Genomic DNA, 24,253 nt, shown 5'->3' with positions numbered 1-24,253 from the left:
TTTGAGCGTCTGGCTGCCGCCAGCATCAACCAGCCTTATCGGCTGCTGATGCCCGTGATCGGTGAGCGGGTTAAACCGGCAAATACCGAGCAAGCGTTTACCCGCTGGTGGGAAGCGGTGAAGTAGCCTCATTTGGTTTACGGCTGCCAATACCAACCAATACCAACGGATGGGCATCATCGTCAGAAACGCTGTGGCCAACGTAAGGCTTCCACCACAATCTGGAAAGCCGGGGTTGGTTCGCGGCGGTTGGGGTAGTACAGGTGATAGCCGGAAAAGGGTGGGCACCAGTCTTCCAGTACGCGTATCAACTTCCCTTCACGGAGGAATTGGATGGCGGTGTCTTCAGTCAGAAAACCGATGCCGGTGCCATCTAATGCTGCCGCAACGACCTGTTGGCTGGTGTTGCAGGTGAGCTGTCCCTTGACCTGAATATTCAATTCCCGGCCATCTTTCTCAAACTCCCAGGCGTACAAGCCGCCGTAAGTCGGCAGGCGGAAATTGATGCAATTATGCGCCAGTAAATCTTGTGGAACCTGGGGAATCGGGTTGCGCTGGAAGTAGCCGGGGCTGGCAATCGCGGCCATGCGTACCGCCGGGCTGATAGGCACCGCAATCATGTCTTTTTCTAGCTGCTCTCCCAGGCGAACACCGGCATCCAGACGTCGCTCGACAATATTGGTGAGGGCAAAATCGATATTGATTTCCAGCTGGATGTCGGGGTATTGGCGCAGTACCGGTGCCAGTCGGGGCCAGAGGAGGCTTTGAGCGACATTGTCGCTGGCGGAAATTCGCACACTGCCAGCAGGCTTGTCGCGCAGGGCGCTGATAGCGGCAATTTCAGCATCAATATCATTAAAATGAGGCGCTATACGCTCAAGCAACCGCTGTCCCGCATCGGTGGGCGATACGCTACGAGTGGTGCGGTGTAACAGGCGAATTCCCAGATGGGCTTCCAATCCTCGAATGGTATGGCTCAGAGCCGATTGGGAAACGCCCAGCAGCGCGGCAGCCTTGGTAAAGCTGCCTTCACGGGCAACGTTGAGGAAGGCTTGTAGTTCGCCATAGCGGTCGCGGGACATAAAATCGTTACCTGTGCTTGGAGCTGGTTGAAAATGGGAAGGCGATGTGGGTCTTGACGTTAAAGCTGAAGTCGCCCGTCAGACTGATCGACGTGATGCCGCTGTCAGGGCTTCAAGCGTATCGATGTCCTGCACCACACCAGGGTCATCAACCGCAATGTGCAGAACGTGACTCAGGTGTTGTTGAATCACCTGCCGGGCGCCGCTGCTGGCTGCTGGTAATTGTTGCAGCGCCGGCCAGTATGTCCTACCAAATACCACCGGATGGCCAGGCCTGCCCTGATAAGTAGGACGTACAATGTGTTGCCTGCTGGCACGCTGTAATAACTGGCGCACAGAGGTCGGCTGAATGGTGGGCATATCTCCCAGCATCAGGGCAAGGCTGTGCCGTTGGCTCCATGTGGCAGACGCCTGAATGGCGCCAAGGGCATCGGCAATACTGGCCCCCAGACCTTGCTCGGCATGGCGTGCGCGGATGATATCGCTGTCGTCGGGTATCCCCAGAGACTGAGGCTGATCGTCAGGCCTAATTACCACCACCACGTCAGCCAAGACTTGTCGGAGCTGATGAATCGTTTCACCCAGCAGTGTTCGGCCAGTCGCGGGCCAGCGTGCCATACGCTTGTCACCCGCGCCAAACCGGCTGGAGTAACCGGCTGCCATAACCACTCCGAGTATCTGACGGTGAGGGCTTTCGACGGTTGCTTCAGAGTTGGTCACGGGGTTGGCCTTTTTGTACGCGTACGACATCGGCCATTACCGCCAAAGCAATTTCTGCCGGTGTCTTACTGCCCAGTGCCAGACCAATGGGCATATGCAGGCGTTCGACCTGCTCGGCAGTCAAACCGCCAGACCTCATCAAGCGTGCGGCGCGGGCGTCCGAGGTGCGGCGCGACCCCATCACGCCAATATAAAACGCAGCGGTTTTGACCGCTGCCATCATCGCCAGATCATCAATGCGGGGATCGTGCGTCATGGCCACCACTGCGGTAGCCGCATGACAATGGCCCGCCTGGCGGATAAACGACGATGGCATCTGGGTCTCGAGCCTAATGCCCGGCAGGTTAAAACCGAGGCGTTCTTCTTCGCGTGGTTCACACACAATCACCTCATAGCCCAGCGCCACGGCAAATTCTGCACAGGCTCTGGCAACGGTAGATAAGCCAGCAATGATTAATCGACAGGCCGGGCCTATGAGTATTCGAACTCTGCCGTCGAGTCGTTGCACCCGCCCTGTTTTATTCTGGTGGATCGGGATGTCATGAGGTGAGGTTAAAGCGGAATGGGCCGGGGTCAGTTGACGTTTGCTGACGGCCCCGACGATATTGTTCAGGGTCACTTCCCGAATTGCCGGTTGGCTGCCCGTCAGGCAATCAAGCATGGCCTGAGCATGTTGAAGGGAGTCCGCATTGGGTGGCCAGCGTTCAATCAATACGTCCAGAGTCCCCCCGCAAGGCAGCTGGATTTTGCTGTTGGCACCCGTCGTCGACAGCGCGTCAAAAGTGGCACCGTAGCGCAGGATCTCGGCCGGTTTTGCAAACTCACCGGCTAACAGCCGATCGAGAAAATCGTCTTCAACACAACCACCCGACAACGAGCCGATATGCTCAGTCTGTTGCGTCCGAGGGTTAATACGAGCCACCATCATCGAACCGGGTTCGCGCGGGGACGAGCCAAAGGTCGACAAGACAGTACAGAGCCAGACCGGTTGCCCGCTGCGCAGCCAGGCTAATGCCTGTTCGACAACCTGCTGGTCAAGATACTGCATGGCCATTATCTCTGCTGTTGACTGTCGCTCCGGCGGTTTGCAATTGATCGGCGACAGGCAAGGTGCGAATACGCTGGCCGGTGGCGGCAAAAATGGCATTACACAAGGCCGGTGCTACGGGTGGCAGCCCTGGCTCACCGGCCCCGCCGATCGGGACATTAAGCTGGTCATTGACGGGGTGTATGTGGATTTCAATGGGTGCCTGGCTGTTGCGCGGCACCAGGTAGTTATGAAAGTTATCCTGTTGCACTTTACCTTCGGCGGTGGTTATTTGCGTCATCAAGGCGATGCCTATACCCATGAGGCAAGCGCCTTCCAGCTGCGAACGAATCCGCTCTGGATTAACCTGAGGGCCGCAATCAAATGCAATGTCGACCCGGTGAATCGTTACCTCGCCCCGGTTACTGACGGCGACGTCCATCACCACCGCCGCGTACGACATAAAGCTGTGGTGTACCGCCAGGCCAAGACCCCGGCGTGGGCCGCGCTGGCTGCCGCTGGACGAGTGCCAGCCCGCTGCGTGGGTAGCACGTTCAATCACGCCCCGATAGCGAGCAGTGTCGATCGGATAGTGTTTGGGGTCTTCCCGGTAATTCCAGCTTTCGTTCTGGCTGCGGGGATCAATTTGCCGATCTGGCCCCAGCAGCTCCAGCAGAAATTCACGATGATCCCGACCGGCAGCAGCGGCCAGCTCGGCAACAAAACTCTGAATCGCAAAGGCGTGAGGAATGTTGTACACCGAACGGAACCAACCAATCCGCAGATGAGCCATGGCTTCGCCGGATTCTTGTTGAATGGCGGGTATATCAAACGGCATGTTGCGGATGCCCTGGGCGAGTTCCATATCTGACATATGACCGGAGTCTGGCGCAAACAGGGACATGATACTGGGAGACAGCGACCGATGACGCCAGCCCGTGACTTTGCCCGCGTCGTTCAAGGCCGCTTCCAGGCGGTCGAGGGACACGGTATGGAAAAAGCCATGGTGCAAGTCGTCTTCTCGGCTCCACTGCACCCGTACAGGGCGTCCCGCCATGATGCGGGATAGGTCTGCGGCTTCAAAGACAAAGTCCGGCTTGGCTTTGCGGCCAAAACCGCCGCCCAGCAAGGTTGAGTGAACCGTTACGTTTTCGGGTTTGAGAGACAGCCTTCCGGCGATGCCGGCACGGGTCGCTTGCGGGTTTTGGACCGGTGCCCAGGCTTCGGCACGGTCGCCTTCGATTTGCACAATCGCCACCGGTGGCTCCATGGGAGCTTGAGCCATGTGGGGAGCATAATAACTGGCGACCAGACGGCGATCTGCATGCTCCAGCGCGTGTTCAATATTGCCGGTTGAACGCGCCACCTTGCCAGGTTTTAACGACTCGGCTTCCATGGCCGCCTTGAACGCGACAGAATCGTAGTGGGCATTGTCTCCGGCGCTACGGTTGTCCCACTCGATCGACAGGGCGTTGCGGCCCTTCATTGCCGCCCAGGTGCTGTCTGCCACAACAGCAACACCGCCCAGAGGAGCAAATGCAGATGGCATGCTGGCGGTTGGCAGTTGCACGACTTTAACGACACCGGTAACTTTTAATGCTGCGCTAGCGTCGACCGATTGGAGGCTGGCACCGTACACCGGGGGGCGGGCAATCACGGCGAACAGCATGTTATCAAGTATGATATCTGCCCCATAAACGGCCTTGCCAGAGACGATGTCGCGGCCATCAATAGCCATGGGCTGACCGGTTTTTTCTGTGGTGCCTTGCGGAAATTGCTCAGGCTGTTTGTTGATGTAACGCCACTGATCCGGGGTTTTTAACGTCAGCGCCTGTCGCTCTGGCACGGCCAGTTCCGACGCCCGCGTGGCCAGCTCACCAAACGATAAAGTGCGACCGGTTGGGGTGTGAACAACCTGGTGAACGGTGGTTTTACAGTCGGTGACGGCAACTTGCCACTGCTGTGCTGCAGCTTGCTCCAGCATGGTTCGGGCAGCAGCACCACAGCGTCGTAGCGGCTCGAAGAAGTGCCGCATGGAGCGCGAGCCGTCGGTGTTCTGATTGCCATAGCGGGCTTCGTCGGCAAGCGCTTGCTTGACTTTTACCTCTGACCAATCCGCTCCCATCTCATCGGCAATGACCATCACGATACTGGTACGGATGCCCTGACCCATTTCGGCACGATGGTTCACAATGGTGACCTTGCCATCGGTGGCAAGGCTGATAAATACATTCGGGTTGTCTACCCAGCCATTCGGCATGGCATCCGCACCGTATTTTGGCACGTCAGCCGCGACCAGATCCCAGCGGGCCGCAAGCACCAGAGCACCTGCAGCCCCAAGGCCTTTTAACAGGCCCCGACGGCTGACATTGGCCAGTAATAGCGTATCCGTCTTGGATGAAGAGTTCATGCCTTCACCTCCTTATATAAAGCCGCACGATGAATGGCCTTGCGGATGCGGGTATAGGTGCCACAGCGACAGATATTGCCGTTCATGGCGTTACTAATATCGGCTTCTGTCGGATTGGGATTGGACTTCAGCAGGGCAACCGCACTCATGATCTGACCGCTCTGACAATAACCACACTGGGCGACAGCTTCATCCATCCAGGCATCCTGAACGTGTCGACCAACAGTGTCATTTGCCATGGCTTCAATGGTGGTAAGGTGTTTTCCGTTGGCGAAGCTGATTGGTGTCGAGCAGGAACGAATCGACTGACCATCCATATGCACGGTGCAAGCGCCACACAGTGCCATGCCGCAACCGAAGCGGGTGCCCGTCATTTTTAAGGTATCGCGCAGCACCCAGAGGATCGGGGTGTCTTCAGGCACGGTTAGCTGATGCGGTGTGCCGTTGATCGTGAGTGAAATCATGAGCTTTCCCTTATGACGTGGTATTGGCTAGCACGGCTGAACAGGACTGGCTGTTGCATCGCCAGTGCAGCACACCTTGTGGATATCCGACACTGCCTGTTGGTGGAACGGCGTGTTTTGATGAGTGAGCCTGCCAGCGATTCAGCATTGGAGCTTCTGGTCGTGCTGCAAACGGGGAGTTGATCATGCAAAAAACAGGCGTTGAGAAGCTCTGCATCAACGCCTGATTCGGCCATCATTCTCACAGGCTGTTTTTGTCGATGATATAGATGGAATTCGCTAGCGCTTATTAGCCTGTCTCATGAATCCTCGGGCTGCATTCCCCGCAGATCGGAGTGGCGATCTGTTGTCGAATAACTTCGGTGCTGCCCCCTGTCGCTAGCAGCCAGTGCAGTTTGGCGAAGGCGGCTTCCAGGGTCAGATCGACTCCGCTGATTACGCCAATGCGGTTTAACGTTGCGCCGGTGGCGTAGGTTCCCTGAATCACTCGGCCGTGTTGGCACTGACTCAGGTTCAGAATCACCACGCCGCGTTGGCTGGCGTGTTCCAGTGCCGTGATCAGTGCCTGGTTGTTATCCGGTGGGTTGCCAACGCCATAGCTGCGCAGGATCATTGCCCGAACGGGTGTTGCATTCAGCATGGCCTTGACGATGTCGGCGCTGATGCCAGGGTACAGGGTCAGTACGGTGACAGCGTCAGGCTGAAACTCTGGCAGGTTAAACGCCGGGAGGTTAACCCCCGCCGCAGTGTCCAAGTGTGGTTTTACTGAGACCGTGGTTGCTGGTGCTGGAGTCGGGATCGGAGTGGTTGGTGAAGATGTCGACGGCAAGCGGCGTTGTGTCTGCGGGAGTTGGCAGCCGTGGTTACTATTGACCGTCCCTAGCCAGGGATAATTGGGAGAGTCGAAGGCGTCCCGCTGGTTGGCGTTGACCTTGACGCTGCGATTACCGCGTAATACCCGGCCATAAAAGCAGAGATACACTTCTGGCAAGGCATCTGATGACGCCAGTAGCAGGCTGTGGAGCAGGTTGTCTACGGCGTCGCTATTGGCTTCGACCAGAGGAATCTGCGAGCCGGTAATCACCACGGGTTTGTTGATGGCTCCCAGTATAAAAGACAGTGCCGAAGCGGTGTAGGCCATGGTGTCGGTGCCGTGCAGCACGATAAAGCCATCATAGTGGTGCCAATGCTGTTGCAGTGGCCGGGCAATTCTTGGCCAGTCTGCGGGCGTCAGGTTGGCGCTGTCGATCAGGGTTTCAAGCTCCAGCACATCAAATTCGGGCAGTGCCGGGTAGCGGGTTGTTGGCAGATACTGCGCCAGTTGTTCGCCAAAGCCACTCACTGGGGCGTAACCCTGAGCACTTTGGGCCATACCGATGGTGCCGCCGGTATACACAATGAGCAGGCGTTTGTTCATCGTGAACTCTCGCCAGCGCTGATCTGGCTGCTCTGGTGTTGGTGTTGTGCTGCGGCAATTTGCGACATATTCACTTCGATCCAGTCGGCCAGAGTGGCCACCAGGCGTGCGACTTCTTCGCCGCTGGTTGTCAGGCTGTATTCAACATGAGGCGGTACCACCGGATAGGCAATCCGTTCAACAAAGCCATCCTGCTCCAGTGCTTGCAGGCTCTGGGCCAGCATTTTTTCACTGACGCCCCCGATGCGTTTACGGAGTTCGCTGAATCGGTGTGTTCCATCACGCAGGGAGATCAGTATCAGCACTCCCCAGCGGCTACACACGTGTTTGAGTACATCCCTTGAAGGGCAAGGAACAGCGAACAGGTTGCCGGTTCTTAACCGTTCGGTAAGGGGGAGATCCTGGTCGAGAGTGGTGCTCGGTTCTGTATTCGTCATGATGTATTTCCATACTTACCTTTTTGTTGGTACTTACTTAAAGTTAGCATTAGAGCTAGCCTGTTGTCATTCGATGAATACTCGCCAACCAAAAAAGAGGAATGATCATGATTGTTGTAACAGGTGCATCCGGCCAGCTGGGCCGTCTGGTGATCGACGCATTGCTGCAAACACTGCCTGCGGCAGAGATTGTGGCGGCGGTACGCAACCCTGAAAAAGTGGCCGACCTGGCGGCTCTGGGGGTGGTCGTGAGAGCGGCGGATTATAGCCAGCCAGAGACACTGGCAGCGGCGTTTGAAGGCGCTGACAAGGTACTGCTGATTTCTTCCAGCGAAGTGGGGCAGCGTTTCCCCCAGCACCAGAATGTGATTGCTGCTGCGCAGACGGCAGGGGTTGGATTACTGGCGTACACCAGTATTCTGCATGCTGCCGAGTCACCGTTACCGCTGGCTCTGGAGCACCAGCAAACCGAGCAGGCGTTGGCCGAGTCCAGTGTGCCGTATGTGTTACTGCGTAATGGCTGGTACACCGAAAACTATACCGCCAGCGTGCCGGTGGCACTGGAGCACGGCATGGTTTTTGGGTGCGCCGGGGAAGGTCGTATCGCCTCGGCAGCACGGGCGGATTACGCTGCCGCTGCCGCTGCGGTGCTGACATCCACTGCGCCGCAGGCGGGCAAGGTCTATGAATTGGCGGGTGATGACGCCTACACGCTGACCGCGCTGGCAGCCGAGATTGCAGGCCAGACTGGTAAGGCCATTGTGTATCAGAATATGCCCGAAGCAGACTACGCTGCGGCCTTGATGGGGGCTGGTTTGCCCGATTATATCGCGACCCTGCTGGCGGAGTCGGATACCGGCGCATCAAAAGGCGGGTTGTTTGATGACAGCAAGACCCTGAGTCAACTGATCGGACGCCCGACCACACCGTTGGCGGAGATGGTCAAGATAGCGTTGGCTGTGTAGTCGATCTCGCGTTGCCACGTTCTGGTGTGGAAACGCTGGCAGTACCGGTGGTTACTGAAATACCGCAACCGCTATAAAACTTGCTAACCGCAGAGGACGGAGCCTCTGCGGTTGTTCTGGTCTCACGGGAGCGTGAGGGATCGCTGTCGGGCCAGGCTGCCACTGCGTTGCAGCAGCGCGGATGCCGAGCTGCTGGTGTCGGTGTCGGTTACCGTCGGGGTCTGAATCGATACGGTCATGGCCAGTCCGCTCACCGGGCTATCACTCACGGTCACGGTTTCCGGGTTGTTGAGCGTCGGGTAAGCACCGCAGGTCTCACCATCGGTACAAATCACGTAGTCGACATCAATATCCGAACCCACGTACAGCACGTAGTCTCCGGCTGTTACGCTTGCCGTAAAGCTGCCGTCGCTGTTGGTGACGGCTTCCTCAACCACATCGCCGTTGCTGTCCATAAACAGAACGTATTGTATGGTCAGTTCACCGTCTCCGGTGATGGTGCCCACGGTCATATTGACGCTTAACGTCACGCTGTTGCCCGTGTCGCTGGTGATGGTGATTTTATCGCTGTAGTAACCATCGGCGAGGTCTGTCCGTGTCACGCTGACCAGATAACTGCCAAAGCCCTGCGCGTCGATCGTCTCGGGAGTCACGCTCAACCAGCTGGCGGTTGCGCTGACACTGGTGATGGCGGGTTCGCCGCCGCCCGCATTGGTAAGGGTAAAGCGGGCGCTGTCAGTGCTGCCAATCGACATCAGCGAGGGGCTGGTTTGCAGCAAGACCGGCAGCACCACGGTGCCGGTGGTGGCCAGCTCCAGTGCGGCGTTAACGGCTTTCAGAGCGTTGATCCGGCCATAGCCAAAGTCGTTGTCGTGGCCGCTATCGCCGAGGTCATCACTGATACTGCCACTGGCAATCAGGCTGTCCAGGTTGTCGGGGGTCAGTTCCGGATAGACTGCTTTCATCAGGGCAATCACACCGGCGACATGAGGCGCGGCCATGGAGGTGCCATTGTAGTAGCCGTAGCTGCTGCGCCGGGTGCCGCTGCTGTCGTTGACCAGGGTGCTGAGAATACCGTCCTGATAGCCGTCGTTGTTGAGGTCGCGGTTGGTATCGCCACCGGGTGCCGCCAGATCGAGGTGACTGCCATAGCTGGAGTAGTAGGCGATATTATCCGCCGCGTCGGTGGCACCAACGGCAATGACATCGGTATAACCGGCGGGATAGTTCACTGTTGAATTACCGTCGTTGCCCGATGCCGCGACGATGATCACCCCCGCATCGTGAATTGCGGTAATGGCATTCTGCTCCGCCTGGGAGCGGCTGGTGCCGCCGAGACTGAGGTTGATAATATCGGCTGGCTGATCCGGTACCGTGCCGCTGTCATTACTGAGTCCCGCCGCGTAATACATGCCCTGCAAAATGTCGTAGCTGGTGCCACCCTGCAGGCCCAGTACCCGCACCGGCATGATTTTGGCAGCCCAGGCGATACCGGCGACGCCAAGATTGTTATTGGTGCTGGCGGCAATGGTGCCTGCCACGTGGGTACCGTGCCATGAACTGAGTCCGGCGGTGCTGTTGTCGCCGGGATCATCCGGGTTGTTGTCGATGCCATCGCCGTCGTTGGCATTACTGCTGGACGAGATAAAGTCGTAGCCGTCGCTGGTTAACTGACCGGACAGGTCGCTGTGACTGAGAAACACGCCGGTATCGACCACGGCAACAACAACGTCGGTGCCATCACTGCGCTCACCGGTGCTCAACTCCCAGGCCAATGGCAGGTCGATGGCGCTGTAGTGCCATTGTTCGTTGTAACGGCGGTCGTTAGGGGTGGCGAAGGCGGTGCGGAGGTAGTTAGGTTCGGCCAGCAGGACATCATCCTGTTCTGCCACCTGTTTGATCGCCATCAGGGTGGCAAATTTTTGCTGATAGTTACCGCTTTCTGCCGGGAGTTGAGACGTGGTGGTGGCGAGGGCCAGAACGCTGCTGGCAGAGGCATCAAAGCTCAGCAGGGCAGGTCGTTGCTTGCCCATTGTGCTGGTCGATAAGGTCTTGATGCCACTGTTGGTCAGCTTGTTGCTGACCAGATTGCTGGCGGATAGCGAGCTGGTCGGTTTCATCTGGATCAGCATCTGGTTGCTGACAAAATCGTCGCTGATGGCCGTGCCAGTGGTCGTGTTAGTGGCCGCCAGACGGTTGGCTACCGAGCTGCTGGAAGTGGTAATCGACATCACATATTTGCTGGTGCCGTCATAGGCATAGACGCGAATGTAATAGTCACCACTGGTGGGCACCGTCATCGATTCATAAGTGGAGGTGGAAATCGACGAAGCAACGCTGTTGCCGGTGTCATCAATCAGCTGAATATCCACATCGCCGTTGTAGAGCGCATTAGTGTTGCTGCTGTCATCGACGACATGGACGATAATGGTCTGTCCGGCTTGCAGGCTGGCAGCGTAATAATCTTCCTGGTCGGCGCTATCGGCAAACCGTTCCAGTGAGGCTGCTCCCGAAATCCGGCCCCGGGTTCCGGACTTGGTGACAAACCCCTGTACCGTCACCAGGTTGGTAATGGCTTGCGCGGTTGCGAGGGAGTTGTTACTGCTGTAGTCGGCATAAATGTCGTTGATGTCGCTATCGACCAGGGTATTGCTGGCGGCACTGACGGTACCGCTGACGGCATGGGTTTCCGGCTCTGTGCCGCTGCCGTCGTCATCGTCACTGCTGGTAATAGCACTACTGCCACTGCCGCAGCCCTGTAGAGCAACGGCTATAAGGCTCAGGATGATAGGGTTGATGAACCAGCGTCTGGCCGACATAAATTTCTCCGGGGATATTGGGGCGTGTGGTGTCGTACTCAGAAATTCACACGCCGGACAGTCATCACAGATCGTGAATTTACCATAATCGTTACAACAAACCTGCCCTTGCGCGGGCATCTTGATGTTTGTTTACACGCCGGACAAAGGCGTTTTTTAGTCGCTGCGACTGTTCCTTGCGGTGCACTCGCGCTAGTCTTTGACGTCTCTATCTGACAGGCAAGGAACGCGTATGTCATTTGCGTCGGTATTTACCCGCGCCCAGCTGGGCGTAGAGTCTCCCGAAGTTCGGGTCGAAGTGCACCTGTCGGGTGGGCTGCCATCACTCAGTCTGGTCGGCATGCCGGAAGCGGCGGTACGAGAAAGCAAAGACCGTGTCCGCAGCGCGCTGCTCACCTGTGATTACGAATTTCCTTCCAAACGTATCACGATTAATCTGGCACCCGCCGATTTACCCAAAGACGGTGGCCGTTTTGATCTGGCGATTGCGCTGGGCATTCTGGCGGCATCCGGGCAGATTCCCGCCGTCGCACTGGACCATCATGAATTTCTGGGTGAACTGGCACTGAACGGTGAATTGCGGCCGATCAGTGGCGCTTTGCCCAGTGCGGTGCAATGCGGACAGGCACAAAGAACGTTGGTACTCAGTGACGGCAATGCCGGTGAAGTTGCTCTGACTCATACCGGCCGGGCGCTGACGGCTCGCTCGTTAACGGAGGTGGTTAATTATCTGCTTGGCAAGGGAGCCCTGACGGACGTCTTGCCGACGCCAGGAGGTAGCGGAGGGCTGCTGGATGTTCCGGATTTGGCCGATGTCCGGGGCCAGCCACAAGCACGCCGGGCGTTGGAAATCGCCGCAGCGGGGCAACATAACCTGCTGTTTATCGGCCCGCCGGGTACAGGAAAAACCATGCTGGCCAGCCGCTTGCCCGGCATTCTGCCGCCAATGAACGAGGAAGATGCGCTGGTATCGGCCTCGGTGTATTCGATCTCCACGTCGGGCGAGGGCTGGCTCGAACGCTGGCGGCGGCGGCCGTTTCGAGCACCGCATCATACCGCCTCGGGGGTGGCGCTGGTGGGCGGTGGCAGTAACCCCCGGCCGGGAGAGATTTCACTGGCACACGCTGGGGTGTTGTTTTTGGACGAATTGCCAGAATACAGCCGCAAGGTGCTGGATGTACTGCGAGAGCCGCTGGAAAGTGGCCGAATTGTGATCAGTCGTGCGCAGCGCAGCGTCACCTTTCCGGCCCGGTTTCAGCTGGTGGCGGCAATGAATCCCTGTCCGTGCGGCTATTTTGGTGATCCGTCTGGCCGGTGTCGTTGCAACGAAGAACAAGTACGGCGTTATCAGGGCCAGGCATCCGGCCCCTTGCTCGACCGTATTGATCTGCATGTCGAGGTGCCCGCGATTCCGGCGGCGCTGCTGCATCAGTCGGCCCCTGGCGAAAGCAGTGCGGCGGTTCAGCAACGGGTTTTGGTCGCACGCCAACGGCAGTTGCACCGACAGGGTTGCTGCAATGCCGAACTGGGCGGCAACGAACGTGACCGGGTCTGCCAGCTGGCCGAGGCCGACAGTGCCTGGTTTCTGGCGGCGGTGGAAAAACTCAACCTCAGTGCGCGGGGTTATCATCGGGTACTCAAGTTGGCGCGCACGATTGCCGACCTTGATGGGGCCGAGCAGATTGGTCGTCCGCATTTACTGGAAGCGGTTGGTTATCGCAGTCTGGATCGGTTTATCCGAGCCTCCGAGGCGTAGGGACGCCCTCCGTGGCTGTCCTAATAACGGCCACGCAATACGAATCCGTAATACGGCCACGGATGTAGGGACGCCCTCCGTGGCTGTCCTAATAACGGCCACGCAATACGAATCCGTAATACGGCCACGGGTGTAGGGACGCCCTCCGTGGCTGTCCTAATAACGGCCACGCAATACGAATCCGTAATACGGCCACGGGTGTAAGGACGCCCTCCGTGGCTGTCCTAATAACGGCCACGCAATACGAATCCGTAATACGGCCACGGACGGAGCCGGGCCCTACGTGACCCTGCATTTTAATGCAGATAATGGACGGGAGCCGTACACTCTGGTGGCTGACGTGGTCGTGTGATTATTCACGTAGGTATCCGATAACAACAATAAAGGGAAATATCCTGTGCAAACATCCGATCATGACGCGCCGCTGACCAGCGACGCAGAGCGCTACCGCGTTGTTTTTGCGGGTGTGTGTGCGCTGATTCTCAGTGTCGGTCTGGCGCGTTTTGCTTATACCCCGCTGCTGCCGGTAATGCAGCTGGAGGCGGGCATGTCGCCCTTGATCGGTGGCTGGCTGGCGACTTTTATTTATATCGGTTACACCGCTGGTGCACTGATGGCGACCCTGATCAAGGATCCGTTGCGCAAGTACTACCTTTATCGGCTCTGTCTGGTGCTGGCGGTGGTCAGTACCCTGGCAATGGGGGTTGTCAGTCATCCGGTCGGCTGGATGTTGTTGCGCCTGGTCGGGGGCTTTTCCGGCATTGCCGGTTTATTGCTGGCTTCCGGGTTGGTGCTGAACTGGCTGATACGCCATCGGCATCGGCCCCAGCTGGGGCTGCATTTTACCGGTGCCGGGCTGGGGATTATCGTGTCTGGCCTGGGTGTCACGGGCATGGCGGGTTGGCTCAGCTGGGATCAGCAATGGATCGGGCTGGGCATATTGGGCATGCTGTTTTTTATTCCGGCCTGGCGCTGGATGCCGCGCCCGGAAGTGCTGCAAGCTGGCAGTGCGCCCGCTCATACACCGACGACTGCCACCTCCCGGCGCTGGCTGATGTTAATGGTGGCAGCTTACTTCTGTGCCGGATGTGGCTATGTGGTCGGCGCGACGTTTATCGTCGATATTCTGGAGGCGCTGCCGTTGCTGTCGGGTAATGGTGCCTGGGTCTGGATTGTCGTTGGTCTGGCGGCGACGCCATCGACCTTTTTGTGGGACAAGGTGGCCCATGGTCTCGGACAAATTCCGGCGCTGTTACTGGCTTATGGCCTACAAACCCTGTCGATGCTGTTGCCCGCGATCAGCGACAACCTGGCGGTTAATCTGATCAGTGCTGCGCTCTGGGGTGGCACCTTTGTGGGCATTGTGAACCTGACGCTGACGCTGATTGGCCGTCGCTTCCCTCATAATCCCGCCAGTGCCATGGCGGGGCTGACACTGAGCTACAGCGTGTCGCAAATGGTGGCTCCGGCGATGACCGGTTATGTTATGACGCTCACGGGCAAATACGAAATGGCATTGCTGGTTACAACGGCGGTGATGATGGTCGGGATGTTGCTGTTAGTGCTGACCCACTGGCTGGAACCGGAAAACCGTCCGCACGCGTCAACCGCATAGCACGACGATCGCGGCTCCCTGGTGGTGGCTGTCGATACTGGCAATCGCTGGCGCTTGATCCACACTGTAGAAAACAGTGTGGATGGATACCCCCATGTCGGATGACCCCAAGGGCAAGCACATACCAACCCCGAAACCGCCACGCGGGCCATTGGCGGGTCTGATGATCTTGCTGGGCGTCGTGGGTCTCATCGTCTGGCTGTTGTTGAGCTATCACGAGAATACGCCCAGCCCATTTCATAACGAGCTGTTTTTCGGGCCGTCGGATGCGGCCGAACCGCTCGACGGACAAGCTCGCAAAGCCGACAGCTGAGCCTGATTTTATTGCGCCTCTGAGCTAGAATGCAGGCCTGATTCAGAGGACATGTCGTGGTCGATTTAACCCAACTCAATCCCCGTCAACGCGAAGCTGCCAAATACGTTGATGGCCCGCTGCTGGTACTCGCAGGTGCCGGTTCCGGCAAAACCAGTGTGATCACCCGCAAGATCGCCTACCTGATCGATGCCTGTGGTATCAAGCCTCACCATATCGCTGCCGTGACCTTTACCAACAAGGCCGCCCGCGAAATGAAAGAGCGGGTCGCGGCACTGACCGGCAAGGGCGGCGCGCGCGGGCTGACGGTATCGACCTTTCACAATCTCGGCCTCAATATTATCCGGCAGGAACTGGCAACCGCAGGCTACAAGGCCGGTTTTTCGATTCTCGACCAGGATGACTGTCGCGGCATTATTCGTGATGTGATGCAACGGGAACACGGCGACGATGGCGACATGGTCGAGCTGGTTCAAAACACCATCTCCAACCTCAAGAATGACCTGATCACCCCGGCCGACGCCATCCATCAGGCGCAAAGTCAGCAGGAAATGCTGATCGCCCAGACCTACTCGATTTACCAGCGCATGCTGAAAGCCTACAACGCGGTGGATTTTGACGATCTGATCATGGTGCCGACGCTGTTGTTCCGGGATCATCCTGAGGTGCTGGTGCGCTGGCAGAAAAAAATCCGCTACTTGCTGGTAGACGAATATCAGGACACCAACACCTCGCAGTACGAAATGGTCAAATTGCTGGTGGGACATCGCACCGGCCTGACCGTGGTTGGCGACGACGACCAGTCCATCTACGCCTGGCGCGGGGCAAGGCCAGAAAACCTGTCGCTGCTGAAACAGGACTTTCCGACCCTGAAAATCGTCAAGCTGGAGCAAAACTACCGTTCCACCGGCTTGATCCTGAATGCCGCCAACCGCGTGATCGACAATAACCCCCACGAATTTCAAAAACGGCTCTGGTCCGATATGGGTTATGGCGACCCGATCCGTATTCTCAAATGTCGCAATGACGAAATCGAAGCGGAGCGTATTGCCTCCGAAATCGTCGAGCGCCGACTGCGTTACGGCGCTGGCTACAAGGACTTTGCCGTACTGTATCGCGGCAACCATCAAAGCCGGATGATGGAAATGAAACTGCAAGCGTTTCAGGTGCCGTACAAAATCAGCGGCGGCCAGTCGTTTTTTGGTCGCAACGAAATCAAAGACATCATGGGCTATCTGCGGTTGCTGATTAACCCCAGCGACGATGCCGCTTTTCTGCGCATTATCAACACCCCGCGCCGGGAAATCGGCCCGACCACCATCGAAAAGCTCAGTGAATACGCCATGAAACGCGGCACTAGCATGCTGTCGGCCACCACTGAAATGGGGCTTGAACAACTGCTGACGCCCAAAGCCGTGGATCGGCTGCGTCGTTTTGGTCACTGGCTGGCGGGCATCACCCGTAATGCCTACGCCGACGATGCCATCGCCGCGATCAAGGAAATGCTCGAAGACATCGACTATGAAGGCCACCTGGCGCAAAGCTCAGCGACGCCGAACCAGGCCGAACGGCGGATGAAAAACGTCTGGTTTCTGGTCGATTCCATTCAGAAAATGATCGACAAAGCTGAAGAAGTGGGCGACGAAGTCACCATCGAAGATGCTGTTGGCAAACTGATCCTGCGGGATATGCTGGAACAACAGGAAAACGAAGACGAATCTGACCAGGTGCAGCTGATGACTCTGCACGCCTCCAAAGGACTGGAATACCCGCACGTCTACATCGTCGGCATGGAAGAAGAACTGATGCCGCATCGTAATGCCATCGAAGCCGACACCATCGAAGAAGAACGCCGCTTGATGTACGTGGGTATCACCCGCGCCAAGCGTTCGCTAACCCTCACCTATGCCGGTAAGCGCCGCCAGTACGGTGATGTATCCGACACCACCCACTCCCGCTTCCTCGACGAACTGCCACCGGACGATATTGAATGGGAAGGCAAAACCGAAACCACCCCAGAACAGCAAAAACAGCGCGGCCAAGAGACTCTGGCCGGGCTGAAAAATTTGTTTGGGGATTTGTAGGGACGCCCTCCGTGGCCGTCCGCAATAGGACACCCGCCCTCCGTGGCCGTTCGGGCGGTTAATGCAATTTCATTTTTGGTTTGATCGCCCGGATCAGCCAGTCCAGCATCACGATAATGGTACCCCGGAATTTGCCGTGTATCGCCAGTTGGTGCATGCGATACAACGACACGTAGAACAAGCGAGCGAGGTTGCCTTCGACAAACATGGATTTGCTGCTGAGGTTGCCCATCAGGTTACCGACGGCGCTGTAGCTGCTCAGGCTGACCAGTGAACCATGGTCGTGGTATTTGAAGCCCTTGAGGGGTTTGTTATCGCGTTCGTTGATAATGTTTTTATACACGCAGCTGGCCATCTGGTGCGCCGATTGGGCACGAGGTGGCACCCGGTTGCCGTCGGCCATGGTGAAGGAGCAGCAGTCGCCGATCACCCAGACATCCTTGAGCGGGTCGCCAGCCGGGTTGTTGGCTTGCAGAAAATCGTTGACTTCAATCTGGTTGGCGCGGTTCAGTCCCAGCCCTTCAATCTGACGCATAAAATCCGGTGCCTTGACGCCTGCCGCCCAGACCATCAGGTCGGCATCGATACGGCCACTGTCTTTGGTTTGCAGTCCTTGCTCATCGGCGGCACTGACCATCACGGATGTCTGGATCGAGACTCCCAGCTCGCGCAGTTCGCGAGTCACGGCGGTGGAAATGCGTTCTGGCAGGGCAGGTAATACCCGTGGCCCGGCTTCTACCAGGGTCACTTGCAGCTGGTGCCGCGACATGCCCGACATGCCATAGGAACGCAGTAGCTCGGTCACCCGGTGCAGCTCGGCGGACAGTTCAACGCCGGTAGCACCTGCTCCGACTATGGCAATTCGCAGGCTGTCACCAGGACGGTTCTGGTGAATATCGGTGAACTGATCAATCAGAGCGGTATGGAAGCGCTCAGCCTGTTTGTGGGAATCGAGCATATAGCAATGCTGCTGAATACCTGGTGTACCGAAGTCGTTGCTGATACTGCCGACTGCCAGCACCAGCGTGTCGTAGTCTATGTTGCGTGGCTGCATCAGGGTTTCCCCTTCCGCATTGCGACGGGGGGCCAGCGTGAGGGTTTTGTTGGCCAGGCTGACGTTGGTCAGCTCGCCCAATTCAAACTGATAGCCATGGCGAGCGCCGTGGGCGTGGTAAGACACGCTCTCGGTGCCAGTATCCAGTGTGCCAGTGGCGACTTCATGCAGGAGCGGTTTCCAGATATGGGTGCGATTGCGGTCGAGCAGGGTAATACGGGCTTTGCCCTTGCGCCCGAGGGTGTGACCGAGTCGGGTCGCCAGTTCGAGACCTCCGGCACCACCGCCGACGATAACGATATGTTGTAAGGCGTTGTCTGGGTGCAGGTTGGTGTCAGCGTTCATGTTCGCTCCTGTAAAAGGTAAAAAACGGATCTGGAATCTGATGGAGCCTAACGGTTGTACAATAGTATGCCATCGTTGATTCAGGCAATGACTCTGGCGTATCAGAACAGAACGGATGCCCCAGTACCTGAGACAGTCGCCTTGGCTACGAATGAGGCGCTACGATCAGTGTACGACGATGTGTGTATGACAAGTAATCGATGCTCGCGATGGGTCATGACTTGTCTGACCATGGCCACCCGCAGATCTTCATCTCTGCCTGGCTTGTGTGACGCTCCCCTGCAGGTTTTTAACCGCCCTGTCATGGTTGCGGGCGTAGCATGCCCGATCGTGCTGGTTCTGTTGGACGTGCCGATGGCAGGGTTCCAGGTTCTCTTCTTCGTTGTTATACCGCTGCATCAGTATTATGCATAAATACAATTCATGGGTGTGGTTCATGGGTGTGATTCATAGGTGCGATGTATTCAGACTATAAAAGCGACGGCCACTGGTTTTGATATCGGAGCGATCAATGAATGACCAGCGTTGCGGTTGGGCGTTGCTGGTGTGTTTGCTGACATCTGGTAACAGCTGGAGTGACGATGGCTGCTTTTATGACGGAGTCAGTCAAACCTCTCTGGCGCACATTATCGAACAGGTGTCGAAACGGTATCAGGTCGGAGTCATCACCACCAGTCGCCAGCCTGAAACGGTGCGTTTATCCCAACCGCTGGGTGATTGCAGCCTGGATGAGTTTCTGACACTGGCGACAGCGCAAGCCGATTGGGCATTCCGGCAGCAAGATGCCGGAGTCGTGTTCTACTATTCTCCGCGTCAGCCTGCCGTGGCCAAACCATCTGCAACCCCATCAGCCGAACCGCTTGATGATCAGCGGGAAGAAGTCGTCGTGAAGGGTATCCGCTTTATTCATGACCCGGCGCTGGTCAGCCGTTATGCCAGCAATACTCTGACGGAAGTGGCGCTGTTGCCACCGGGCCAGCTGGGTGGGCATAACGGCCTTACCGCCGCCATCGGCCGCCGTGCGGCGGTAACTTTCAGCCAGGAAGCGGGGGTCGATCGTAATATCAGCGTGCGGGGCATGAGTTCTGACTTTACCCGCGTTACGGTGAACGGCATGCCAATGTTGGCGACGGGCACCAGTATTGATTCCCGTGGTGCAGTGAACAACTCGCGCAGTTTTGATTTTAATGTCCTGCCGGATGGCTTGTTCAGTGAAATCAGTGTCACCAAATCCAGTAACGCCCGCATCAACGAGGGTGCGATTGGCGGTTCGGTCGATATGAGCACACCGAAACCCCTGCCCGCGAGTGCTACCGATGCACTGGTGTCGCACCGCCAGTGGCTGAATATCCAGCGCGAAAACAATATCAGCAACGGCAGCGATGGCGGGGCAATCTCTGGTGGCTTGCAGGGCAGCGTTGATGATGGCTCGTTCGGCTGGCTGGTCGCTTTCAGCGTGCGTAAACGCACCACGTCGGAGCGGGGTTATTCTACCGTGCGTTGGCAAGTGGCCGACTGGGGAGAACAAAGTTCGTTGTCTGATGAGCAGCAGCAAACCCTGGCTGACGATCTGTTTTATCCCCGCCATAACCGTTATGACATTATTAACCGCGAGTTGACGACACTGGGAGCAACGGCGGTGTTGCAATGGCGTGATGAAAACTGGGGTCAGCTGGATCTGACGCTGGTTGGCTCGCACCACAAGCAGGACATGCACGAATATCACATCAGCTCTGCCGGTATTCGTACCCAGGATCTGAGTGATATCCAGGTCAATGAGTATGAGGTGGGTGCACAAGGGATGGTGTACGGCTCCTTCTCCAATGTGAATATCCGCTCGGAACACAACCATGAAGTGGACATCACGGATCTTGGCCAGATCAAACTGGACTGGAGTCTCCCCCTGTCGACACGCTGGAAAGTGCGATCTGCCCTGGGCTATCAAGCATCCATCTTTGATAGCCCAACCCACGACAACATCTCGCTGCTGGCCTACGGTCAGGACTTCAGTTTTGACTTGCGAGAGAACGACCGCCTGTCGGTGAATCGTTATGGTTTTGATATTACCGATCCCGGTGAATGGGAGCTGTGGCGTATCAGCCTGGCGCAAGATCAGGTCGTTAACCGTTATCGAGTGGCCGAGCTGGAATTTGAACTTAATCAGTCAAACACCTTGCAGCACTGGTTTGGTATTCAATATCAAGCCTTTACTAACGACCGTCAGGAAGCCACGTATACCTACAACAGCCCAGATGGGTTGGTGAATGGTTATTCCCAGCAAACATCGGGTAACTTCAGCCAGGGCTTCGGCTTGAGTGGGTTGCCAACGGGCTGGGTGGTTGCCAATCAGGGCATCATCCCGTCGCTGGGGCTGGATGACAGCTTGCTGGTGCGTGATCCGACCCAGCAGCGACAGCTCAACGAGTATACCTGGGCAGGCTGGTGGCAAACTGTATTCGAGGTTTGGCAACTACCCTGGCCCGTCCGGGGCGATGCCGGCTTGCGTTACGCCACGACGCGTCAGCAAGTACAGGGCAGCTTGCTGGTTGAAGGCGACGATAGTGAAAGCGTGGAAGCCGTTAACTCGCAATTCCGCTACGGTAACTGGCTGCCCTCGCTGCACCTGGTGGCTCAGGCCCGTGACAATCTGCTGTTCAGAGCCGGATACAGCCGCGAAATCGTCAGCCCATCCATCGATTCCCTCACCACGCCGTTATTGCTCAGAACCAGTGCCCGTATTGTGACCAACGGCAACAGCGAGTTGAAACCGATTCGCTCCCATGGCTTCGACCTGTCGGCGGAATGGTATGGCAGCCAACATGAATTTGTCGCCATGGGACTGTTCTACAATCGCATCGATAGCCTGATTGTTGAAGAAGTACAGCAGGTCACTCTCGACCAGCTGCCGTATTACAACCCACAGTGGGAAGCTCAGGACGACGGCGAAGGCGACTACTCTTACCGCCGACCAGTGAATGGCCCAGGCACCGACATCTCGGGTGTTGAAATCAATATCCAGTTGCCGTTTACACGGTTGCCTTACCCGTTGAATCGTTTTGGCATCGATAGCAGTTATGCGCTCAGCCATGCGGTCGCTCGTTATCCGCTGGATGACGGTTACGTCACCCTGCCGCCGCCGGGGTTGTCGCGCCATGTCTTTAATGGTGCCTTCTGGTATCGCGGCGACCACCTTGAAACGGGTGTTACCCTGCGTGCCCGTTCCCGCTATCTGACGCTGGTGCCTGGCAACAACGACAACGACCGGGAAGGCGTCAATGCTTCTGCCATACTGGGGGCTTACGGCAGCTGGCAGGTATCCTCCGAGCTGCAGCTGTCGCTCGACATCAACAACATCACCAACGAAGCCTTCGACAAGTTTGTGGACTCCAGCAACCGGGTTTACAGCTATTCGGTGACAGGCACAGAAGTACGCTTTGGACTGGGTTGGCAATTCGGATTGTGATTGAAACCCGCCCATCGGGAGACAAATCAGCCTTGAGATTCAGCTACCCTAAAGGGGACCTCTATTTAATCCTGCACGGCTCTGCGCGAGTGTTGCCGTTATTCAGGGCAAGGCGGCGAATGCAGTGAAATGACGCGTCCTTTTCACACTCGTCAACACCGCACTGGACGGCGGCAACCCACGCCCTGCGGGGGCTGCCGGATGATCTCGATTCTGTGTCGCCGACGTTTGACGTGACCCGTCAGGCCTGCAAGTCGGCTTCGTAATTCGAAACCATCCGCTAGCCCAGAGTGAGCACCGGCTTAAATAGATGCCCCCCAAAGTAATTTATCCAGCCCCTAATATACTGACTGCCCGGTGTGTCAATATAAGCCCGTTCTGTCAGGCAGCTGCTCGTGCAATATCCGAGTGAGCTGCCCGTCTCTCTGCTGAGTCCATTATTCTGCTTAATAACTCTAATAGCTCGCTTGTAGTGATACATGCAGGCGGCCATGGTCGCCGGAGTCGTTACTGCCGCTGTCTCGCAGTTGCCAGCCATAACTGATCTGGGCGTTGAGGTTGGGGAATAATTGGTAACGCAGGCCTGTTCCCATGCTGTGCAGCACAAAGTGTTTTTCTCCAACCAATGGGTCGGTACTCCATGCTCGGGCAGCATCCTGAAACAGGTAGAATCGCAAGGACTCTGGTGCCCGGCTGTTGAACAGCGCCTGGGCTGGGGCAAACGGCGGTAGAATCAGTTCCTGACTGAACAGCCGGGCGTTGTCGCCAACCACTTCACTTTCTTCATAGCCGCGTACCGAGTTGGCTCCGCCAGTGCTGTACTGTTCGCTGCTGAGCAGGTTGGCCCAGGATTTTTGGGCGGCTACTCGTATCATCCAGTTCCAGCCTTCAAACAATCCTGTCAGGGTGGTGTCTCGTGACAGGTCGAGGTTGGCGTAAACATAGTCTGCGGTAGCGTCGGCGCGGGTTTGCTGGAAGGTGGCGTCGTTGTTATCGCTGCCGAGCCCGCCGGGCGACGCTGTCAGTTGGAGACCCAGGCGGCTGGTGCTGAGCAGTTGTTTCCAATTGCCTTGGTAGCGGCTGCGAAACTGGACGATGCGTGTCAGGTTGTCACTGATGGGGATAATGATCGGCGGTAAAGACAGTTCTAGGGTGTTGTCGCTGGCTTTGCTGTCGAGGCCGAGAATCAGGCTCTGGGTGTAGTCTGTGCCGATTTTTTGCAGCGGGATTTCGTAGTTCAGGCCCAGTTGCCAGCTTTTGCCTTCCTGATTAAACAGCGGGTCTGTGATGGCATTAATGCGTGAGTAGGCCCCGAACAGGGTGAGGTAATGCCGCCATGGCAGGTCGATCTGATAATTCCCCGAGACTGAGCGCGAGTGATGAATATCAAAATCGGTGGTCCATTGCAGCGATGCCTGATGGCCTAGTCCGAAGGCATTACCCCAGTTGGCTCCTGCGTTGAGGCGATCCATGGTGGTGGTGGCTGAGCCGTTGTTGCTGTAACCGGTAAACAGCCGTAGCGGGTATTTCTCTTTGGCTTTGATGACGATGTCGGTGGTGGCCGGTTCGCTGCCTTTTTCTACCTGGAGTGCCGTTGCCCGAAAGGGGTTGCGGTTAATGCGCTCAATATCTTCATTCAGAGCCTGGGTATTAATCTCTGTACCCGGTTGCTGGCGCAGACGCGACAGGTAGCTGTCGTCGGAGAAATAATGGGCTCCTTCGACGCGGATGTGTCCGGCCAGACTGGGCTTGATCACAATACGCACAACCCCGTCGGTAATATCCTGGGGTGGGGTGTAGACCAGTGAGAAGGGTTTGCCTTCACTGCTCAGTTGCAAACGGATGGCCATCATCATGCGGTCGAGCGATTGCCGGGACACTGGCAAGCCGATAAAAACGTGAGTAATGGCGTTTAAGGCGGGAGTATCCCAGCGGTGAGCAGGGCTGTGGTTGTCCAATTCTGTCTCATCTTCCAGTAACACTACATCGACCAGTTTATCCAGTAACCGCTGTTCATCCGGCAATGCCCCAAGGGCCTCGTTACGAAAGCGTTCTATGGCTGCGGCTGGTGACTCTGGTGGCTGCCCATCAGCTAGTGCTTCTGCTTCTACTTGGGGTGGCACCGGTTCCGGCATGATGCGGTCGAGATCCTGGGCTGCTGCCGGAAGATTGATGCCCAGCGTTGATAACAATGGCAGTAGTAACAGCGCTCTGGTCGATATCCGGTGATCCTGGTGCTGGTGAGCGCGCACGGAATTCAGCAGTCTGTTGGTCATATTCAG

At 57.1% G+C, this 24,253-nt stretch carries 16 protein-coding genes; 6 read left to right on the top strand and 10 right to left on the bottom strand.

What is annotated here, in order from left to right; translation table 11 throughout:
• Positions 1-182: 182 nt before the first annotated feature.
• From WG929_RS08055 to WG929_RS08025, 7 genes are all read right to left on the bottom strand, one after another.
• On the bottom strand, positions 183-1,082 hold the full coding sequence (locus WG929_RS08055; RefSeq protein WP_416205634.1) for a LysR family transcriptional regulator: 900 nt from the start codon (positions 1,080-1,082) through the stop codon (positions 183-185).
• Between the two features lie 78 nt (positions 1,083-1,160).
• The gene (locus tag WG929_RS08050; protein ID WP_416205633.1) at positions 1,161-1,802 is read right to left on the bottom strand and encodes a nucleotidyltransferase family protein; all 642 of its coding nucleotides are present in this window, start codon (positions 1,800-1,802) and stop codon (positions 1,161-1,163) included.
• Positions 1,789-2,850 (bottom strand): XdhC family protein, encoded by a 1,062-nt coding sequence (locus tag WG929_RS08045; protein WP_416205632.1) that lies wholly within the window; start codon positions 2,848-2,850, stop codon positions 1,789-1,791. Before WG929_RS08045 ends, WG929_RS08050 begins: the two co-directional genes overlap by 14 nt.
• Positions 2,837-5,239, bottom strand: a complete 2,403-nt coding sequence (locus WG929_RS08040) for a xanthine dehydrogenase family protein molybdopterin-binding subunit (RefSeq protein WP_416205631.1) — start codon at positions 5,237-5,239, stop codon at positions 2,837-2,839. Before WG929_RS08040 ends, WG929_RS08045 begins: the two co-directional genes overlap by 14 nt.
• Complete coding sequence (locus tag WG929_RS08035) at positions 5,236-5,703, bottom strand: (2Fe-2S)-binding protein (protein ID WP_416205630.1); 468 nt, start codon at positions 5,701-5,703, stop codon at positions 5,236-5,238. The genes WG929_RS08040 and WG929_RS08035 overlap by 4 nt, the downstream gene beginning before the upstream one ends.
• 289 nt (positions 5,704-5,992) lie before the next feature.
• A complete protein-coding gene (locus tag WG929_RS08030; RefSeq protein ID WP_416205629.1) occupies positions 5,993-7,120 on the bottom strand; it encodes an asparaginase domain-containing protein in 1,128 nt (375 codons plus the stop codon).
• Positions 7,117-7,557 carry a winged helix-turn-helix transcriptional regulator gene (locus tag WG929_RS08025; RefSeq protein ID WP_416205628.1) on the bottom strand — a complete coding sequence of 147 codons (441 nt, stop codon included), beginning with the start codon at positions 7,555-7,557 and terminating at the stop codon, positions 7,117-7,119. Before WG929_RS08025 ends, WG929_RS08030 begins: the two co-directional genes overlap by 4 nt.
• A 107-nt stretch (positions 7,558-7,664) precedes the next feature.
• Here WG929_RS08025 and WG929_RS08020 point away from each other — a divergent pair, with 107 nt between their 5' ends.
• Positions 7,665-8,522: an SDR family oxidoreductase gene (locus tag WG929_RS08020; protein WP_416205627.1), complete on the top strand. Its 858-nt coding sequence runs from the start codon at positions 7,665-7,667 to the stop codon at positions 8,520-8,522.
• A 122-nt stretch (positions 8,523-8,644) separates the two neighbouring features.
• On the opposite strand, the gene WG929_RS08015 is transcribed toward WG929_RS08020, so the two are convergent.
• Positions 8,645-11,341: a S8 family peptidase gene (locus tag WG929_RS08015; protein WP_416205626.1), complete on the bottom strand. Its 2,697-nt coding sequence runs from the start codon at positions 11,339-11,341 to the stop codon at positions 8,645-8,647.
• Between the two features lie 232 nt (positions 11,342-11,573).
• Here WG929_RS08015 and WG929_RS08010 point away from each other — a divergent pair, with 232 nt between their 5' ends.
• From WG929_RS08010 to rep, 4 genes are all read left to right on the top strand, one after another.
• Positions 11,574-13,097: a YifB family Mg chelatase-like AAA ATPase gene (locus tag WG929_RS08010; protein WP_416205625.1), complete on the top strand. Its 1,524-nt coding sequence runs from the start codon at positions 11,574-11,576 to the stop codon at positions 13,095-13,097.
• 397 nt (positions 13,098-13,494) lie between these two features.
• On the top strand, positions 13,495-14,712 hold the full coding sequence (locus WG929_RS08005) for a YbfB/YjiJ family MFS transporter (RefSeq protein WP_416205624.1): 1,218 nt from the start codon (positions 13,495-13,497) through the stop codon (positions 14,710-14,712).
• Positions 14,713-14,806: 94 nt separating this feature from the next.
• Positions 14,807-15,025, top strand: coding sequence for a hypothetical protein (locus WG929_RS08000; RefSeq protein ID WP_416205623.1), 219 nt, complete (start codon positions 14,807-14,809; stop codon positions 15,023-15,025).
• A 56-nt stretch (positions 15,026-15,081) separates the two neighbouring features.
• Positions 15,082-17,109 (top strand): DNA helicase Rep, encoded by a 2,028-nt coding sequence (gene rep / locus WG929_RS07995; protein WP_416205622.1) that lies wholly within the window; start codon positions 15,082-15,084, stop codon positions 17,107-17,109.
• 58 nt (positions 17,110-17,167) lie between these two features.
• On the opposite strand, the gene WG929_RS07990 is transcribed toward rep, so the two are convergent.
• Positions 17,168-18,508, bottom strand: a complete 1,341-nt coding sequence (locus tag WG929_RS07990) for an NAD(P)/FAD-dependent oxidoreductase (RefSeq protein ID WP_416205621.1) — start codon at positions 18,506-18,508, stop codon at positions 17,168-17,170.
• A gap of 511 nt (positions 18,509-19,019) precedes the next feature.
• Between WG929_RS07990 and WG929_RS07985 the strand changes: the two genes are divergently transcribed.
• On the top strand, positions 19,020-21,971 hold the full coding sequence (locus WG929_RS07985; protein ID WP_416205620.1) for a TonB-dependent receptor: 2,952 nt from the start codon (positions 19,020-19,022) through the stop codon (positions 21,969-21,971).
• A 455-nt stretch (positions 21,972-22,426) separates the two neighbouring features.
• Here WG929_RS07985 and WG929_RS07980 read toward each other — a convergent pair whose 3' ends face one another.
• Positions 22,427-24,247: a ShlB/FhaC/HecB family hemolysin secretion/activation protein gene (locus tag WG929_RS07980; protein WP_416205619.1), complete on the bottom strand. Its 1,821-nt coding sequence runs from the start codon at positions 24,245-24,247 to the stop codon at positions 22,427-22,429.
• Positions 24,248-24,253: the final 6 nt, after the last annotated feature.

It is taken from the genome of Oceanobacter antarcticus, from assembly GCF_044962685.1.
GTDB lineage: Bacteria > Pseudomonadota > Gammaproteobacteria > Pseudomonadales > Oceanobacteraceae > Oceanobacter > Oceanobacter antarcticus.
This window is presented reverse-complemented; position numbering and strand designations above follow the sequence as displayed.

Excerpts from the sequence above, each read along its gene's own strand:
- WG929_RS08055 (WP_416205634.1), bottom strand. The coding sequence starts at position 1,082 with ATGTCCCGCGACCGCTATGGCGAACTACAAGCCTTCCTCAACGTTGCC.
- WG929_RS08045 (WP_416205632.1), bottom strand. The coding sequence starts at position 2,850 with ATGCAGTATCTTGACCAGCAGGTTGTCGAACAGGCATTAGCCTGGCTG.
- WG929_RS08040 (WP_416205631.1), bottom strand. The coding sequence starts at position 5,239 with ATGAACTCTTCATCCAAGACGGATACGCTATTACTGGCCAATGTCAGC.
- WG929_RS08035 (WP_416205630.1), bottom strand. The coding sequence starts at position 5,703 with ATGATTTCACTCACGATCAACGGCACACCGCATCAGCTAACCGTGCCT.
- WG929_RS08030 (WP_416205629.1), bottom strand. The coding sequence starts at position 7,120 with ATGAACAAACGCCTGCTCATTGTGTATACCGGCGGCACCATCGGTATG.
- WG929_RS08025 (WP_416205628.1), bottom strand. The coding sequence starts at position 7,557 with ATGACGAATACAGAACCGAGCACCACTCTCGACCAGGATCTCCCCCTT.
- WG929_RS08020 (WP_416205627.1), top strand. The coding sequence starts at position 7,665 with ATGATTGTTGTAACAGGTGCATCCGGCCAGCTGGGCCGTCTGGTGATC.
- WG929_RS08015 (WP_416205626.1), bottom strand. The coding sequence starts at position 11,341 with ATGTCGGCCAGACGCTGGTTCATCAACCCTATCATCCTGAGCCTTATA.
- WG929_RS08010 (WP_416205625.1), top strand. The coding sequence starts at position 11,574 with ATGTCATTTGCGTCGGTATTTACCCGCGCCCAGCTGGGCGTAGAGTCT.
- WG929_RS08000 (WP_416205623.1), top strand. The coding sequence starts at position 14,807 with ATGTCGGATGACCCCAAGGGCAAGCACATACCAACCCCGAAACCGCCA.
- WG929_RS07990 (WP_416205621.1), bottom strand. The coding sequence starts at position 18,508 with ATGAACGCTGACACCAACCTGCACCCAGACAACGCCTTACAACATATC.
- WG929_RS07985 (WP_416205620.1), top strand. The coding sequence starts at position 19,020 with ATGAATGACCAGCGTTGCGGTTGGGCGTTGCTGGTGTGTTTGCTGACA.
- WG929_RS07980 (WP_416205619.1), bottom strand. The coding sequence starts at position 24,247 with ATGACCAACAGACTGCTGAATTCCGTGCGCGCTCACCAGCACCAGGAT.